Below are 16,927 nucleotides of genomic sequence, written 5' to 3'. Positions count from 1 at the left end.
AGAGGCAATCATCAGCTCTTGGTAAGTGTTGAACCATTTCCCATCAAAATTTTCATTAATGCCCGCACTCAACGTTAATTATCGTAAGTAACCAACACGATAGTAACGGATATTGTTTGTTACTTACGATAATTAACGGATTTTTATAGTTATTTACGTGTTTTTTTTAACTGTCGTATTCCAATAACAGCAAGATTTCTTCTAATATAGTCCTGAAATGTAAATCTGACATTAATGAGTACCATGGTTATGCCACAACAATGCCTCGAAGATAAATTCATATACGACACTGTTCCCAATAAGTTAAGTATTCGAATGCCAAAACCAAATGGTAAAGTTTACTCCGCAACTATTGGAAAAAAGAAGATAGGGCACGACGCAGCTATGGAAATAGCCATTACTAAAGTACGTGAGGTGGGTAGTGAAATGTGGGCCGAGTTTTGGAGTGACATTTTAAATAATCCTACTCTACTTAAAGAATTACCTCATTCCGTTGAGCCAACATTAACACAAGAAAAAGACAGGCATGGAAAAACGGTAATTATCTATAGAGCTATATGGACGGTCGAAAGCAACGGCAAAAGAAAGCGTGTATGTAAGAAGACCAGAGTTAACACGCATGGCTATGAGGAAAGTTATAGAATTAGTAAGCAGCAAATTCTAACAGCTTACGACCAATGGTTGCCGCTTATTCGATTTCTCAAAGAGAATGACAATCCTAGATTTGTAAATAGTCAACTCGAACTACGTTAACCGGTAGTGGCCGTAGCCTAATTGATAAATATATATATCAATATTTCTTTATGTGGCGTTTAATATTCGCACTGTTAAAATTTAAAGGAACAAACAGTGCATCATTTACAGAATACGTCACCGGACACTATTGATTGTGTAATATCGTTCGCACGACAACCGAACAGGCTTATTGATTATCTGAGCGACTTTGACGCTTGCACTAAAACTGCAGCAACCGACGATGGGGCGAAATTCATAGAGAAGATGATGGAACACGAAATCGAGGATGATGTTGTATTACAACCAGAAATTCATCTTTTCGATGTGACTGTTGCTGTTGATTCGGCTCCTAACCCGATAATTCGAGGGTTACTTGAAACCACACCAACACTAACGTTGTGCCTAATCAAGCTCAACTGTGGGGTTCTTCCTGTGTTTGTTGATGCCTTTTTCTGTAGTCGAAATACCGCGTTTGTCATGATTAAAAATCTCAAACACAATCTTGATCAACAACATCGTTCTTATCACATCGAATATCACGGTATTCCACACAACGAAATGCTGCATTCACTTCACGATGAAGTTACCCGTTAAGTCGCATCAACTTCTCCAACCATATTGTGCACTCGGTTGGAGAAGTTAATGGTAATCAGGTTTCTTCGTCAATTTTGGGAGTGCCATTAATCAACTCTACTCGATTAAGTCCTAACGAGATCCCCTTTTTGCTATATATCGGTATTGATCTAAAAAGACCATGATCCTTAGCTAAATCATAACGCAACACTTCGCCATCACGTTTTCTAATCTTTATAGCCTCACTTAAACTAGACTTACGATTTATCAATAACAAATAGAAAGATAATGAGAGATCGTTTCGCTTTGCCTTCCCAATAAGGAATGTCACTTTTTTCTTATATTTACGGCTGTAATAGCGCATTTTTTTAGTTTTCTCACGATTTTTTGTAATGTAACAACAATATTAATCGGACTAGCGCACTTCAAAAACTACGATACCTTATCTGTTTCCGTGGTGAACAATAATAACATTGACACGCCAACGAAATATCGCATGATAATGGGAACTTGGAGCATTATTAACCATGAATATCAGTATACATAATCAGCCAGATAAGTTTGAGACTGAAAAAAAATTAAGAGAGAATTATGGTTTATCACCATTCCAACTTAAAGATTTAAGGTTAGACCCTGATGCCCTCGAAGTAGAGAATATCACTAAAGCGGTAGAACGAGCCAACGAGATTGGTATTCCGTTGTACGACATACCTTACATGATTGAAGCTGTATCTGTATTACTCAATGATTTTTTGAATAATGGTATCAATCACCGTCAACGATCTTTAGAACGCCTTAATAGGGCTTGGCGCTCATTTGAAAAGTACGTAATTAGTAAGCACCCGTCTGAAACTTATATACCATCCAAACCTAAATTGGTATGTGATTTTATTAATGACAGACACAAGCAAGGTATCCATAGAAACACTCTAAAACTTGAGTTGTGGGCTATTCGTTCTGTTCATAGAGCAACGGGAATGCCAGATCCAACGGTGGCAAAATCAGTGGAAAAGGCTATCGGGAGAGTCATTAACGATCAAGTTAACAATGAAATATTCATTAAGCAAGCAACGCCTCTTGGTTACGACGCCATCACTGTGCTGTTAAAGCAATGGCGGCTATCAGGAGATCTTTCAACTAGCAGAGATTTAGCGTATATAGTTGCTGGTTATGAAGGGTTACTTCGTCATTCAGAGATTGCAAACATTAGAATGCGTCATATTACACCTCTTGAAAATGGTACTTTGCGTATTGTTTTGCCCATAACCAAAACAAACCATAGTGGTGATGCAGATGTAATTATCATTTCAAAAAACTCTCGAGCAATCATTGAGGAATATATGACCCTCGCGGGGATTGTATTCGATTTTAAAAAGACAACACAAGATTATCTATTTAAACCTACTTTAGCTTGGGGAGAGGGTATTAAAGAGACAGGGAAACCACTTAGTCATAACGCTGTAATGAAAATATTGGGTAAAGCATTTAATGTGGTATATAACGGCATTGAAGACGAAGAACGCCCTAAAAAATATACGGCTCACTCTATGAGAGTCGGAGCTGCACAGGATATGTTTAAGCGGGGCGTTGAATTATCGCGGATCATGAAAGCGGGGCGATGGTCATCTTCAGATATGCCAATGCGCTATGGTCGTGGACATGTAGATGATGGTGCCGCTAGTGAAATCCTAAATGATGCATTCTAGTTGTAGATACCTTATTTAGTGAATTTCAAATAATTAACTTGTTGTTATGTTCGATTAAAACGTAACAACAAGTTCAGGTTTAAGCAGCGATCACACAATGTTCGAAAGGTTGCAATGTAAATAATACCGTTTTGTGGTCGGCTGATAGTTTGGCCTTAGTAACTCGCACCTTTCTACCATTATACGTTGTCGAATGACGACGCTGATATTTTTCAGCTAAATGCTCAGTAAATTCTTCTTTAATACCAAGTCTAATATTAATTTCAGTCTTCATTTTTATTATTTCCTGCCCGTACTAAAGTTAAATAATTATATATAATCCACATAACGCTTTCAATTAAACTTGAAGTAGCACTGTAGTTAACAACCATTAAAACATTCTTTTTAATATGCGCAACACATAGGATGTTGTCATTAAACTACGATTAAATTATCAGGATCACACCATACAATACGAGAGCGGAATCGAGAGCGGTATAATTATTTGAAGTTTTAACCGAAATTGATTCAAACATCTTGAATCAAACCTATACTCATTTATACGCGGAGTTCCAAAGGGGAAGGTATGGAAATCGAAGTTTGCATTCTTAAAATTGGTAAAAAAAGAATGGTGAAACGTGATCTTAATTCATTGCCGTTATTGACTTACGATGACAAAAATATAAATAACGCAATAGCACGATTTAGTCTCTCTACATTTTTATCTGTGGTGATATATCATGAAAAAATATATGGTTCATATCATATATATCATAACCTTAATTTCCCAAAAAGCTGGTATTCAACTATACCCACACAAATTTCAGGTGATCTAGTATCTGAATTTTTGGTAAATAACACCGCTTTTGGCATCATTGTGGATTTAAATGGCACACCATCAATTTCTTTCGCTGAAAAGCTAAGCTACGACGATACCAAAATCAAAAATCTAATAAAGACAATCACTGACTTGGTGAACAATCCTAGTGACGACAGTTATAGCTCATTATTGGCCGTTCTTATAGATAACAGGCAAGTGTTGTATGCTGCGGTTATTTCACTATTGAAAAAACAGAGTGATGATAGTGATTATCATCGAATTATATTCGAATTCATATCAACATTATTAATAGATGACAGCGAAATTTTTAGGGATGATATTGACAATTATCCCAAGAAAAAACGATCGATAGGGTACGTTAAAAAATCATTACAGGACTGTTTCTCATTTGTTTTCGCCTTGTCTGGTTTAGACGTTGAGAAGTTAACAATAAAACAAGAACATACCGTAATCATAAAAGATATTGCTGTAATTGCATTACAGCAACTATCTGAGGAAATGGATCAAACAAAAAGACAAATAGAAGAAACAAATAAAGCTATCGATAACCTTCCATTCATATGTATATAATTTCTGATATCAATTCACTATTCCAATGCGAGCATGACAGAAGTTGAATACACTCCCCAGGGGGGGTATTCAACAATTATCAAGAGCTAATCCAACTAATAACTTCTTTGGCTGCTTGCTCTTTATCTATTCCACCAGCAACCAATGCCTCGATAGTCTGACGTTGATTTCGTTTAGTGATCTCTAGCCGAGGGCTAACATCCCAAAAAGGTCCACCCTCAGAACTCGAATTTATATAAAAGAGGGTGTAGTCACCTGACTCATAGACATCCATCGCATGATTGAAGTCGTCGAAGATAAGTAACTCATTATCCCATGTGAATTTAATTGATGTATCAGGTCTATACGATTTAATCTCTTTACGCTCTATCGGTTTAATTTCTAATTCAACCTCTTTTTTTTGATTGAACATTCCAAGAAATCGGCGTTTAAACTTATGCGCCATGATAACTAAAGAGATCTTTTTTATGCTTGTCTTTTTACTTTCTGCGTTACTACTATTCATCACCAGTACCAATTAAAGTTAATTAAAGTTCTATTGCATGAAAAATAATTCAAAAATAACCATCTTTCCTCTAAACGTAGTTATTAGGTATTCAGTAAAAACCACATTAAGACTCACCTATACTAAAAATTTCATCTTCGGTTAATTTGTACGTCTTTAATGGATTACATGGACACTGAAACATTAATTCATTATCAAGCTTAGGACGCACCCTCTGATACTCTCCAAAACTCGTAATACGATTACGTCTAATCCATGCCAAAAATTCTAACTTGCTAAACTGTTGTGGCAGATCAGCATCAATAATACATTTCCACAATAAACCATAAGCGATAGTCGGACGATGATATAAAAAACACCTTTCTGATTTTTTTGTGCTTTTCATATAATCATAATAGTCAGATAGGCGATATATCCCTTGTGCTTTTAACCACTCACGGAATTCGGCTATATTGTAATGTGTAATTACTGGCCATATCATATGGTAGAAACTTGAAGGGTGCGATGGTAGGTAATTTTTATACGGACTTTCCTTGCGACATTTTCGATAAGATTTTAAAGAAAGATCTTTGTTCATTTCATCCAAACCATAAGTTTTTAACCATACGTTAAATTCATCAAACGAAAACCAACCCTCATCGCGCAAATCGTGCCAGCTTGCCCCCATCAATGAGCTAACGTGATATCCTATTGGTAAAAATGGCCGAGCGGGTGAACTGACGTAATGCCGGCAATACTGAATACTTAGTTGAACATCATTATCACAAATGTACCGTACAAAAACCTCACGACTAAACGAAGGTGTTCGATATTGGTATCGCATCGCTTGAATATTAAGATGATTTCTATCATCTAAAAGCCCAAGTTCTTCAAGTGTTGCACCATAAGTAGCTGTTGGATTTAAAGGTAAGTAAATGGTGTCTCCATGACTAGCGAAATATTTAAAATAGTTCGTTATCGTCTTTATCTTATTGCTATGTAGCCAATCTATAAATTTATCTTGGCTTATGAACCTTATATTTAACATGATAATAGTCAATTACTGTAACTTACTTACAATATTAACATTCGTTGTTTGATAGCTAAAATGTTTTTAGAAAACATTTTTTTGCTTGCTTAAGTAATCACTAATAAGTAATATCTAATCAAGTTGATAAACGAATTAAATAAGATTATCAACTGGCTAATTGAAACAGCTCGGTATCAATAGCAATTCTCTGTACTGTGATATTAAAGTCTAAAAAGCACGATAATGAAGTTGCCATCTTACATTATCAAAATAAATGTTCTACTGATTTTAGGTCCTGTCATACCTTTCCAGCAGTAGAACCTTTACCTCGCCACTTGTACTATTGACCATGAAAAAACCTCGAATTTTATCGTTAGCACTTTCTCTTATTACTACATTCTCTGTACTGTCTAGTCCGTATATCCAAATCCAAGAAAATACACACATATCATCCGTAGAGGACGTTAATCAGGATGGGATCAAGGATTCGATCAATACTTTTATCACCTCAATTTCAAATAAGAGAAACAAAGCGGCATTAACGCTATATGCTATTGCTCTACAACATTCATTATCAGTTGTAACTAAAGATGAAGCTGCAATTGTAAATAATCAGCTTATCACCGCTTCTCGTTGTATATTGCTTACAACAAAATCAAAGGGTGACATGAATTATCAACCTTATGAAATGGGTGAAATAAAAGTGATGACGATCAATACAGGTCATAAACAGCATGATTATGCGAGATTTATGTCGTTATGCTACGAGATGGAACAGTCAGTAAACTTTACTGACTGTAATAAAATGAAGATCTAACAATCTAGCGGGTTTAATTTTCTTTCAGCAGACGACTCATGCCTTTCTGCTCTTGACGTATGGACATACAACGAAGTGACATCTAATGATTCATGGCCAGCATCAGCTTGAACGTGCTGTAACGGTCTTCCTCGGGCAATATCGTTTGATATTCCTGTATGACGAATTGAATGCACCGTCATTAACCTAACTTCCGCTGCATCCAGACCAAAGCTATCCTTAACCAATAGCTCTGCAGCTCTATCAAACACCTCCTGAACGATTTCTCGCACATAACGAGTGCCAATGCTACTTCTAATCATCTTTGCGTCTCTACCATGCTGCGCAGCTCGATGGCGGATAAAAATCGGTTCACTTTCGTTGGGTAGAGGGAGATCACTTAACCCTCTAAATTTTCGATAGCGGGTCAGGGCTGCGAGCAGCTCATTTGGTACTGATACGGTTCTACGTTTACCGCCCTTGGATTGAGGTACTAAAAACCCCCAATAACCCGTTTTCTTATCTCGACGAAATTGGCTCATGATCGGTTCATAGCCAGGTCTCGCACTAATCTCTGATATTCGGCAGTAAGTTCCATAGAGTAGTTTAATAATAAACAATGTTCGCTCATGAGTTTCTGGAGCCTCTTTAGCCATTAGCTCGGCAGCATCAATTACGTACGACCATTGTAACGGTGAGAAAAACTTTAATTCATCATCATCGTCACCACTCTGGCTGCGGATTGGTTTGAATTTGGACATCTTTAAAAGGATAGCTGCGGGATTACACTCACAGTGCTCTATGCAATTTAGATATTGATAGAAGCTCGATAAAATAGATAATTTTGTTTGAATGGCTGTATCCGATAAACGATAAACTAACTCATTATTCATTAATGGGTCAGATCCTTTTACTCTACGTTTAGTAAAAGGACGCCATTTTTCATTCGGAATCTTACACTCATAATCTACATGCTTTACAAACTGAGCGTAATTACAAGTACCTTGCAAATTCAGAGGCGGATTGCGACACCACTCAATAAATTCTCTTAGTGTTTTTCTATCTAAATCAGCAACAGACAAGCCAGCGACGTTCCAACACCAATACAAAAACGAGGTTAGTTCACTACGATACGACTTGAAGTTATTAACGTTTTCTGTTTGCTCAGATAGCCAATCCAGTGAATGTTCATAAACCACCCCCGCATCATCAACCTTGTGAATAGTAATTTCAGCAATATATTGATTGATAAACAAGTTGGATTCATTCAACTCATTAATTGACGGGTAGAGGGGCATTGCTGGTGGAAGGACTACGTTTTTATTAATCATTATCAAATTCGCCATACTTTAATACTGGGGACTAATTGTAAGAATCGACGACCATGCCCAAATCCACGAAATGCGATCATTTCTGGCACTTTTTTTCTACCGTCGCCATTACGTGATATTGATCGTTGAACTTCTGTAATATAAACGGCATAGCCTCTATTTTTATATTCTTTTGCCAGAGTACGATTGGCCGTATTGCAAATGATTTGAGGTATATCAAAATTGGCGAACCAATCAGCTACCTCTTGTTGCAACGGCAGGCTACTGAAGCCGCTCCCACCTTTAGAGTAGTTGGAGAAAGTATCAATATACGGTGGATCGCCAAGCAACAGCTCAACACCTCGCATATCTAAATCAACATATGAGCCATTAACGAATTTCCACCGTCGGCATCCATGATAAAAATCATTAACACCATCAGGGGGCGCTATCGTTTTATAGTATCCAAATGGAACATTAAATTGCCCTTTTTTATTCACTCGCATTAAACCATTGTAACAAGCGTGATTTAACCACCATAAATCTTGAGCTGCCTCTTGATCATAAACGCCATTCGTTAATTTACTATTTAAGCGTTCACGAATGGCGTAATAATTAATATCGTCATTTAAATGGATATTTGCACTTGGTACAAAACCAGATTGTACATGTCTATAAAAATTAATAGAAAACGGGTTTAAATCATTTGCTATTACTCGATCAAACTTATGCCCACAACTAAAGTTTAGTCCACCAGCAAAAGGTTCAGCCACTAACTTTGGATTAACTTCTTTAACGATTCTTTCCGTCATTGGTACTAGCCAAGATTTTCCACCAGCCCATTTTAGTATAGCCTTCACATCTAACGCCTACTGCAAGTTTAATAGATAACGTTATTGTACAGCTATAGTGTAATCGCGCTACATACAAAAAATTGTCAGCGACAAACGATTAGACTTGTCTGGTCTGGTGTTAAATAACATAGTTAGTTTTTCGTAACTGAATATGGTCTGATAATTCAATACGACCTTTTTCATTCGTGATATCAAACTCTTTTTTTCTATTTTTAAGAGACACAATTAACTTAACTTTATTTCCACATGATGATTCAATTTTACCGCACTTACTTATTTGATATTTATTTACCAATACATTCCGTTTTATCCTAACAAAATAGTTGTAAATACAACCTTCAATTTCAGAAAGTGACACACGGAGCATTATCGTTTTTCCGTTAACGTAATGGATCGTAGAATATGCATTTTTGTATTCCACATACACAACATCATCATTTAAAGGAAAATATTTTTTATTACCACCACTAGCACTATTATTAATCATATATAAGGTTTGAGATACTCGGCAAACAATATCTTCGTAATCCTTTTTACACCGTCTTTCATTGAGCCTAATATTTTTATTAACAATAACATAAGGACTAAGATAGAAGTAAATCAGCAAGGCGCATATAAAACTAGAAAAAACAAATAGCACATAAATTATAATGTAATTAATAGATAAAAAATCACAGTCGTCAACTATCCGCCAAGTTAGGTGTCCAAATATTTTATCACCCAATTTAATTGGGTAGCTGTATGTTCGTGGCTGTTTATTTAAAATAATTTCGTAATCATCATCACCGGAACAACGAATGTAATTATATGGTTCGACATCCATTTTTGTTAGTGAGATCTCTCCACATATCGATTCCAGGTGGTTATCGTACTTAATTGATTCGATGATATAAGCCAATTCATCATTCAAACCAGCAGTATCATTCAGATATAAATCTTCTTTAACAATTACAGAATTGTTAAAGAGATATGCCATTTTATCTAAAAAATCCTTTTCTAAGGAATGCCCTTGTTCAAACAGATAGATGGTAAACCCTACACACGAAAAAATCACAATAGAATATAGTAATACAATTAAACCCAATGACACCTTGCTCTTAAATCGCATAAATATTCTCTGTTAAGCCATTGTTTTTCATACAGTTACAGTCTTCGTGGTCACATTCACAATCACCATCATGGCTAATGAAGTGTTTTTCGCCACAAGCACACTTTAAGATCATGTTACGAATAATGGTTTTATTAATACGGATACCTCCTTCATTAAATGTCAAAGGTTCTCGTGAAAATCCCGTTGGATACTTAATAAAGTTTACAGCATCGATGAAAGGCATCTGTATAAGTAGTTCGTTTTTTAAAATTTCGTATGAAATATCAAGCATTTCGAATAGCATCATTCCATAATTGCTTTTTCTCTCATTAGCACAATATGTATTCATAAAATCTAAATATGGCTGACTAAAAATAGCGGCACCATTAGATACTAAGAACAAATTCACATTAGACGGATTCCCAAGCAACAACTGCCCAAAGGAACTGTCAGTGATCCCTAAATCAGAATGAATTAATGTGACATGCTTTTTTGTTTTAACCAAATTACGGTAAAAAACTGCGGACATAGGTTCAGAGAGAAGGCTAATAAAATAATCACCATCCTTAACTTCATAATATGGCAGCTCGTTAGCATAACGTATTCGTAAGATGCTGATGTCATTATTATATTCTGATTGGAATGTATGCTGAATTTCAGCGCCTAAGCGTTTAGCGTATTCATAAGACTCATTTAGCATTAATATTACGGTTGTTTTTTTCTTATTCTGTTTTTTTAAATCTTGCTTAATAAATGAATATATAGACTTCGCTTGATTAGCATATAAATTTGTTATCGAAAGAGTTGAAGCGTTCCCATTTCGGAGCTGAATCGGAGCTATCCCATCACGAGAAATCACAGGAATGTGACTATGATAAAGTAAATTTAGTGTCTGATGTCTTTTACGATAGACGTCTGGGAAAATTATCATGTCTGGTTTTTCGTGCACAACCTTTGGCATCGAATGGAATAATTTTGACGAAGAATTAACAAAGTTAATGTCAATATTAACTAATCCTTTTGTATAATCATTAAAGCCATTAATGATACATGAGCCATTTTTTGAACGCTTTATTACTTCAACATGATATGTTGGTGCGGCATGTGAAATAGAAGCAAAAAATAACATGAAAAAACAAACTGAATAGTAATAAAACACAACCAGATAGCCCACAAGAATAAAAAAACCTAAAAAACCATAATTAAATAGACATATTCAATTACAAATACAATAGTTGGTGAAACAAATGCATAGTATTAAACGATTGAATTAAAAGGTTAATATCATACTTTTATATAGTATTATCAATCATTCGACGACAAAAATTTGCATTATTAACAAAAAATGCAAATTATATGTCATGGCTAGGGTGAACAATTAGCCATTAGGACAATACCGCTAAAGATTTTATTATACTAATTAGTGCCAAAGGATATTGATACTGTGACGACTATGACCAGAACGATTGTAAACTCTGAATCCGATGCTTTTAATTCAACACATAAGCTACGAAAACAAGTTTTAGTTGATAGTACAGAAGGATTATTTGCTGAATTAACGAGTAGTTATGATGCCCAATTCTCTAGCACATTGTTTGCAGATGGAATTATTATAAATATAATCGCCCCAACTTTTGAGCAACGTTATGACGTTACATATAATGAAAAAGATCATTTATTAATTAACGCAGTAGTTACTGAGGCTAAGGACTCATCTAGTAGTCGAATTAACGCACTATCAGAAAGTATTTCATTTATTGGTAACTCTTATGTGGATTTTTCAACTAATAATAAAAATGACATAGTGGCCACCATCAAATCGCCCCTTGATTTAGATATCCCAATGGGGACCGACCATAACATTGATAGCCTTGATGCAATATATAGTTTAATTAAATTCGTTATCGACGAACGATTCTTTTAATAATTGTAATTAGCATACAATTTTACCTTATTCATAAATCGCACTAGCGCATATCAAAATACATGAGAACCTATTTGTATCTTCTACAAATCATATAAGTAGGTTTCATGTCCACTTCATTAAATACAGCAAAACAATCTGAAGTATTAAATACAGCAAAACAATCTGAAGTATTAAATACAGTAAAACTATATGGAACATCAACAGGGAATACATCCCTTGATCTTGCTCTTTGTGGTAAATGTAGCCTTGAATTTTCGTCACTATCTGAAATAAGCGGTGAGAATGGCGTAGGCAAGACGACACTCGCTTTACACTCCATCGTTAACTGTCAGCGTACTAATGGCGTAGCTGCCTTTATAGAAACGGAACAATCCATTGATCCCGCCTATATGAAAAAAATAGGTGTTGATATGGATAACGTTATTTTTTCACAACCAACGACGATGGATGATGCTTTTAAGATCGCATTTGAACTTATTAAAAGTGGCACTGTAAATCTTATCGTTTTTGATTCAATTGCATCAATGCTACCTAAAAACGAAGTGGTTAACGGGTTGCTTACAGAAAATGCAGCATTAGAGTTTTCACGAGAGCTTGCTAAGAATTTAGAAAAAATAAAAGCGATGATCGCTGATTCCCTTTGTTCTGTTATCTTCATTAATCAATTACGACAAAATCCCAATACTAGCGAATGGTACTCAGTTGGTGGAAAACCACTTGAGAGATATATTGATACTCGTATTCGCTTAAAAAAAGGAAAGGTTATTCTTTCTAAAAAAGATAGTACGGTAAAAATGGGGCATCACGTAATTGCCACCGTATTAAAAAATACCTACGGGAAAAGTGGGAGTATTGCGACCTTTAGTGTGCATTATCAAAAAGGGATCAATAGTGTTCTCGATACATTAAAGAATGCGGTAGAACACAATATCATCACAACTGATGATAGCGGTTATACAATAAATCACGCCTGCGCTAAGAATCAATCAATGGGCAATGATCGTGCTGAGGCATTAAATATCTTAGCTCAATATCCTAAATTTAGAACGCAAATTGATATCTTTACAATTTATGAGCACTTACGAAGAGCGAAAAATCAGCTTAATCACTAAGAAAAATCTAATTTATGCGCACCCATTGCGTCGGGCGGTATTAATCTTCACCATTAAGATAATACCGCCACACTTCACATATTATAACTAGAATCACCAAAGCTAATTTACAAGAAACCAAACAGGGAAAATACTGCGGCAAATATTGGATAGTACATCAACATCGAGAGGCGATCACCACTGGTGGTTTGCAGGCTTGTAACTGTACGCGCATTTCCTCCATCATTGTTCAGTGATGTAACCCCATTACTATAAATTAACGTCTCGACCTGATCATGATGCTGTAATCCAAATGATTCTAACTTAGCTTTGCTGTTATTAAGCAACATCAAGCTATCTTCCTCTGAAATAATCCATCGACGCTTATCATCATTAATATCTCGCACAACCGAACTGATAATAGGGTTCAATGCTTTATATCCAATTATTACTCGATAAAATTCAACTTGTAGCTGTCCAACTTGAGACGACGCCTTAACATCTGCAGCAGCATCTCTTGTGTTAGTTGGCCTTATAAAATGACCACCATCATTATAGTCAATGAGATACCACGTTGATGGTAGGTCAATAACCGTACCGTTAATTGGGAAAATATACGAGTTATCCTCAAATGACCACATCCGTATACCAAACAATAAGCTGATCAGTACCAACCAAAAAAAACACCATCTAGATTTATTTTTTATTGTTATAAATACAATTACACCTAAAAAGGGTATAGCAAAAAAGTATCTAGTACATCCAACGTTGAGTAAACCACCTAAAATGAACAATATAGACACGAAAAACGTAGCCAAGTAAAATTTCTTACCTTGTTCTACTATCCAATCTTTTAGGTCGGAAAGGTCTAAACCTAACATTATTAACACTCATTAATATAATTTGTATATTATAAGCTATCACAGTTCAACGAGTAGCGTTATGTTTGGTAAATACGACAAATTAATCATTGGTGGTATTCTTGTTATCACAGGGGGGAATGCATCAGCTCAGCAACTAGAATTACCTAGAGAGCCTGAATACAAAACAACACTTGGTGTATGTTCGCCCAAAAATATTGAGGATAAAACATTATGTACATTTATTAACAACATCACTACTAACCCAGTAGAAACAGCTGCACTCATGAATTACGCTAACGAAGTAAATTCAATAAGTGGACTGAAATTATTAAATGTTCAAAATGTATTGCTTTATGAAACAGATATTCAAATATCAGCAGATTGCTACCATAAAGTTTATAGAGGTGACGATATTAAGTATGGGAAAATTATTGACTTCGTAAGGCGTAATGCACTTACAACGGCTATTGATAAAATCACATATGCCAAATATACGTCAATTTTATCACCATTAACCATTACATATATGGAACCAACAGCGAAAGAATGCGCCATTCGTATCAAAAACAGCAGAAAAAATTACATCTAAAAACTTAATAAGTAATTTCGGATACTAGATGAATTGCAAACCATCTAGTTCCTTTTTTAAATTATCGTTATCCAACTACTCACTGATTTTTCTACGGAAGAAGCCAAATTTACGACCTTTTTTATAAATTAAGCGCATAAACAAAAAGGCGACGAGGGCACACGAACTCAATCCTATGTAGTCCACATACAATGAGTAGTGATTATAATCACCATGGTCAAATGAGTACGCACACACAAAAACACAGCATAACGAAGCTGGAATTGCGGCCAATATATTTTCTTTGGCAATTGTAAAATTTACACCTATGGGAATAACTGCCAAGATTATAAATAAATATGAGCTTCCATATTTAAAGAAAAGCAGGTCCGTTAATCGTCCTGTAAGAAAAACAGATAGCAGATAGGCAGCTAAATAAATATAGTAGGCTTTAATTTTCTCTAAAAAGTTCACGTTAAACACCTGGTGGGATCATATGGAACAACCGGTAAAGACCTGTCCCAGAAAGAAAACATAGGCAATACAAATTAACAATCATGAAGTAGAGCAAAGTTAACTTGCTCACAACCATGTTAAACATATCTAAACCGCCATCATGAGCACCACAAGCTCTCATTATGCTGTATATCCCAAATGATATGCCCATCATTAACAAAATCAAAGCCTGATACGACAATGCCTTAATTAGTAAGCGGGTTACATTAAATAAATGCAGACTCCCAATATCATACTCATTACGTCGTTTTGCACATACGACGATTAAAAGAAGTGCCATTACAAAATTTAAAACAAATACAACTAACGTTAAATTCTGGTTGCCAATATTCATCAAACCTAAAATAAAGCTCGACACATAAGCAGCAATGATGCTGTTCCTTAAATAACTTGTCACAGTTAATCTCGTTCAATAACCTGATAACGTAATATGTTAACATTGTAAGCGAATTAAAATAAATATCAGGAATTAAAACTATAGCGAACCGGTATCTTTATCTTCTATAAGTAATTCTATGGTTTCTGATAGGGTAGCACCAAGGCTTTGCGATCTTTCGCTCAGTTTTTGCCAAACAGCATAATCCAAATCAACTGATTTTTTCTTTGTGTGCCGTTGTTCAGCATTGAAATGTCGTTTTCTCTTGGCTCGTATGGCTTGATTTAGCTTTCGTTCATGCTCTTGATTTAGATTACCTATAATCCAATCTAGAACATTGACAGGCTCGCTCTCCATTGCCTTTAATTTTGCTACTGAAGATTCAATCTCACTGCTATCAATCCATTTAGTAACATTACACCCAGTAAGTATCTTATTGGTCAAATAATTCCATTTCCAACCACATTCTAAATTTTCTAATTGTTGATATTTACTCATACCATTCTCGATAAACTTTTATAAAAACACAAAAAAGCACAAAAAAGCATCAAACAGTCATGTACATACAATAACTATAATTGAGCTACTACAATATTAATATATATTGTTTAGTTCAACATGGACTTTGAGTTAATTATGCATCGATATATAAACATCCTTAAAAAAACTAAGACGATCATGATCACGGCCCCGATGCCGAACGTTAAAAATTATCGTGATAACAGAATTTCTTGTGTTGATATCAAAACATCACTTAAATCAGCAATCGAAGATGCTCGTATTCGCTTTAATGAGATAGGGCTAGAACGATGGACTAAAGACGAATGGGAGATGGTCTCGACCAATCGTGTAGAACATGCTCAACAATTAAAAACCCATCGATGTATAACGGAAATACAAACAATAAACAAAACTAACGAATATCTTTGCTATATTCAACATCCAGACACTCATCACACATCACGCGTCGTTTCTACTTATGAAGCTGCAGAGACGTTTTGTAATAAGGTTCTTGAAAGTGAATGGGGCGCATTTCTCGCGCAACATTATAGATGTTATACGTTAAGTTTCAAAAATCACGAGGCAATTAAACCATATATACCGAGTGAATTAGATCTAAGCGACGAATATCGCATAGTAAACTCTAAACCAACAGGTAGTGTGCGAGTCACTATCCCTTTGCCCGGTGGTCATCATCTTTCTCGACAATTCAACTCAAATAAATATGGTGAACATACACTTGATGAAGCAAAATATTGGCAATTTATTAATGCCATCGATTCCTGGGGAATTAAACGATGGGACTTAGTAAAGAGAGGGAAAATAAACGCATTTCGTCGAAGCGATAAGTTTGGGGTATATTGTCATGCGCAAAATCATACTTATATAACTAAAAATCAGCAAAAAAAAACGTACCCGACTTACGCTGTTTTTTGGACCGACGATACTGGTGGCCATTCGAAATGTTTTTCACTGAGTAATTACCACGATCTACAAAAAACCAAAACGGCTGCTGAGATTTTTGCTGCGATTAAACGGGCGGATCTTACTGGAGGGGAGCTAAATTTACCGCCAGAAATCCTTCGTCATCTTACTTAGGCAGGGCGGGTTAGAGGGG

At 35.5% G+C, this 16,927-nt stretch carries 19 protein-coding genes; 9 read left to right on the top strand and 10 right to left on the bottom strand.

Annotated features, from left to right (window positions below; translation table 11 throughout):
- Positions 1–315 precede the first annotated feature (315 nt).
- From GLP24_RS13930 to GLP24_RS13920, 3 genes are all read left to right on the top strand, one after another.
- On the top strand, positions 316–753 hold the full coding sequence (locus GLP24_RS13930) for a hypothetical protein (protein ID WP_144043135.1): 438 nt from the start codon (positions 316–318) through the stop codon (positions 751–753).
- Positions 754–1,002: 249 nt separating this feature from the next.
- Positions 1,003–1,329: a hypothetical protein gene (locus GLP24_RS13925; RefSeq protein ID WP_232577718.1), complete on the top strand. Its 327-nt coding sequence runs from the start codon at positions 1,003–1,005 to the stop codon at positions 1,327–1,329.
- A gap of 506 nt (positions 1,330–1,835) precedes the next feature.
- On the top strand, positions 1,836–3,014 hold the full coding sequence (locus GLP24_RS13920) for a tyrosine-type recombinase/integrase (RefSeq protein WP_101767446.1): 1,179 nt from the start codon (positions 1,836–1,838) through the stop codon (positions 3,012–3,014).
- 79 nt (positions 3,015–3,093) lie between these two features.
- Here GLP24_RS13920 and GLP24_RS13915 read toward each other — a convergent pair whose 3' ends face one another.
- Positions 3,094–3,288, bottom strand: a complete 195-nt coding sequence (locus GLP24_RS13915; RefSeq protein ID WP_101767445.1) for a hypothetical protein — start codon at positions 3,286–3,288, stop codon at positions 3,094–3,096.
- 291 nt (positions 3,289–3,579) lie between these two features.
- Here GLP24_RS13915 and GLP24_RS13910 point away from each other — a divergent pair, with 291 nt between their 5' ends.
- Positions 3,580–4,404 (top strand): hypothetical protein, encoded by an 825-nt coding sequence (locus GLP24_RS13910; RefSeq protein WP_101767444.1) that lies wholly within the window; start codon positions 3,580–3,582, stop codon positions 4,402–4,404.
- 79 nt (positions 4,405–4,483) lie between these two features.
- On the opposite strand, the gene GLP24_RS13905 is transcribed toward GLP24_RS13910, so the two are convergent.
- Positions 4,484–4,909 carry a hypothetical protein gene (locus GLP24_RS13905; protein WP_101767443.1) on the bottom strand — a complete coding sequence of 142 codons (426 nt, stop codon included), beginning with the start codon at positions 4,907–4,909 and terminating at the stop codon, positions 4,484–4,486.
- A 106-nt stretch (positions 4,910–5,015) separates the two neighbouring features.
- Entirely contained in the window at positions 5,016–5,948 is a 933-nt protein-coding gene (locus GLP24_RS13900; RefSeq protein WP_232582798.1) for a hypothetical protein, read from the bottom strand.
- 319 nt (positions 5,949–6,267) lie between these two features.
- Between GLP24_RS13900 and GLP24_RS13895 the strand changes: the two genes are divergently transcribed.
- Positions 6,268–6,735, top strand: a complete 468-nt coding sequence (locus tag GLP24_RS13895) for a hypothetical protein (protein WP_101767441.1) — start codon at positions 6,268–6,270, stop codon at positions 6,733–6,735.
- Here GLP24_RS13895 and GLP24_RS13890 read toward each other — a convergent pair.
- The 4 genes from GLP24_RS13890 to GLP24_RS13875 form a co-directional block, all read right to left on the bottom strand.
- Positions 6,732–8,045, bottom strand: a complete 1,314-nt coding sequence (locus GLP24_RS13890) for a tyrosine-type recombinase/integrase (protein ID WP_232577720.1) — start codon at positions 8,043–8,045, stop codon at positions 6,732–6,734. The two genes, GLP24_RS13895 and GLP24_RS13890, sit on opposite strands and share 4 nt — an antisense overlap.
- A gap of 2 nt (positions 8,046–8,047) precedes the next feature.
- Positions 8,048–8,884: a DNA adenine methylase gene (locus GLP24_RS13885; protein ID WP_101767440.1), complete on the bottom strand. Its 837-nt coding sequence runs from the start codon at positions 8,882–8,884 to the stop codon at positions 8,048–8,050.
- A 112-nt stretch (positions 8,885–8,996) separates the two neighbouring features.
- Positions 8,997–9,962 carry a LytTR family DNA-binding domain-containing protein gene (locus tag GLP24_RS13880; protein WP_232567734.1) on the bottom strand — a complete coding sequence of 322 codons (966 nt, stop codon included), beginning with the start codon at positions 9,960–9,962 and terminating at the stop codon, positions 8,997–8,999.
- A 13-nt stretch (positions 9,963–9,975) separates the two neighbouring features.
- Positions 9,976–11,097 (bottom strand): hypothetical protein, encoded by a 1,122-nt coding sequence (locus GLP24_RS13875; RefSeq protein ID WP_101767438.1) that lies wholly within the window; start codon positions 11,095–11,097, stop codon positions 9,976–9,978.
- A gap of 315 nt (positions 11,098–11,412) precedes the next feature.
- Between GLP24_RS13875 and GLP24_RS13870 the strand changes: the two genes are divergently transcribed.
- Together GLP24_RS13870 and GLP24_RS13865 are read left to right on the top strand one after the other, a co-directional pair.
- On the top strand, positions 11,413–11,892 hold the full coding sequence (locus GLP24_RS13870; protein WP_144043134.1) for a hypothetical protein: 480 nt from the start codon (positions 11,413–11,415) through the stop codon (positions 11,890–11,892).
- 107 nt (positions 11,893–11,999) lie between these two features.
- Entirely contained in the window at positions 12,000–13,007 is a 1,008-nt protein-coding gene (locus GLP24_RS13865; RefSeq protein WP_101767436.1) for a RecA family protein, read from the top strand.
- 107 nt (positions 13,008–13,114) lie between these two features.
- On the opposite strand, the gene GLP24_RS13860 is transcribed toward GLP24_RS13865, so the two are convergent.
- Complete coding sequence (locus GLP24_RS13860; protein ID WP_144043133.1) at positions 13,115–13,627, bottom strand: hypothetical protein; 513 nt, start codon at positions 13,625–13,627, stop codon at positions 13,115–13,117.
- Between the two features lie 301 nt (positions 13,628–13,928).
- Here GLP24_RS13860 and GLP24_RS13855 point away from each other — a divergent pair, with 301 nt between their 5' ends.
- The gene (locus GLP24_RS13855) at positions 13,929–14,438 is read left to right on the top strand and encodes a hypothetical protein (RefSeq protein WP_101767434.1); all 510 of its coding nucleotides are present in this window, start codon (positions 13,929–13,931) and stop codon (positions 14,436–14,438) included.
- A gap of 454 nt (positions 14,439–14,892) precedes the next feature.
- Here the strand turns inward: GLP24_RS13855 and GLP24_RS13850 are convergent, their stop codons facing one another.
- Together GLP24_RS13850 and GLP24_RS13845 are read right to left on the bottom strand one after the other, a co-directional pair.
- Positions 14,893–15,330 (bottom strand): hypothetical protein, encoded by a 438-nt coding sequence (locus tag GLP24_RS13850; protein ID WP_101767432.1) that lies wholly within the window; start codon positions 15,328–15,330, stop codon positions 14,893–14,895.
- 78 nt (positions 15,331–15,408) lie between these two features.
- A complete protein-coding gene (locus GLP24_RS13845) occupies positions 15,409–15,807 on the bottom strand; it encodes a Ter macrodomain-binding protein MatP (RefSeq protein ID WP_101767431.1) in 399 nt (132 codons plus the stop codon).
- 138 nt (positions 15,808–15,945) lie between these two features.
- On the opposite strand from GLP24_RS13845, the gene GLP24_RS13840 reads away from it, so the two are divergent.
- The gene (locus GLP24_RS13840; RefSeq protein ID WP_101767430.1) at positions 15,946–16,908 is read left to right on the top strand and encodes a hypothetical protein; all 963 of its coding nucleotides are present in this window, start codon (positions 15,946–15,948) and stop codon (positions 16,906–16,908) included.
- Positions 16,909–16,927 lie beyond the last annotated feature (19 nt).

Origin of the sequence: Photobacterium carnosum (genome assembly GCF_021236965.1) — a bacterium.
GTDB lineage: Bacteria > Pseudomonadota > Gammaproteobacteria > Enterobacterales > Vibrionaceae > Photobacterium > Photobacterium carnosum.
Note: the sequence above shows the minus strand (reverse complement) of the source record. Positions and strands in the feature narration are given on the sequence as shown.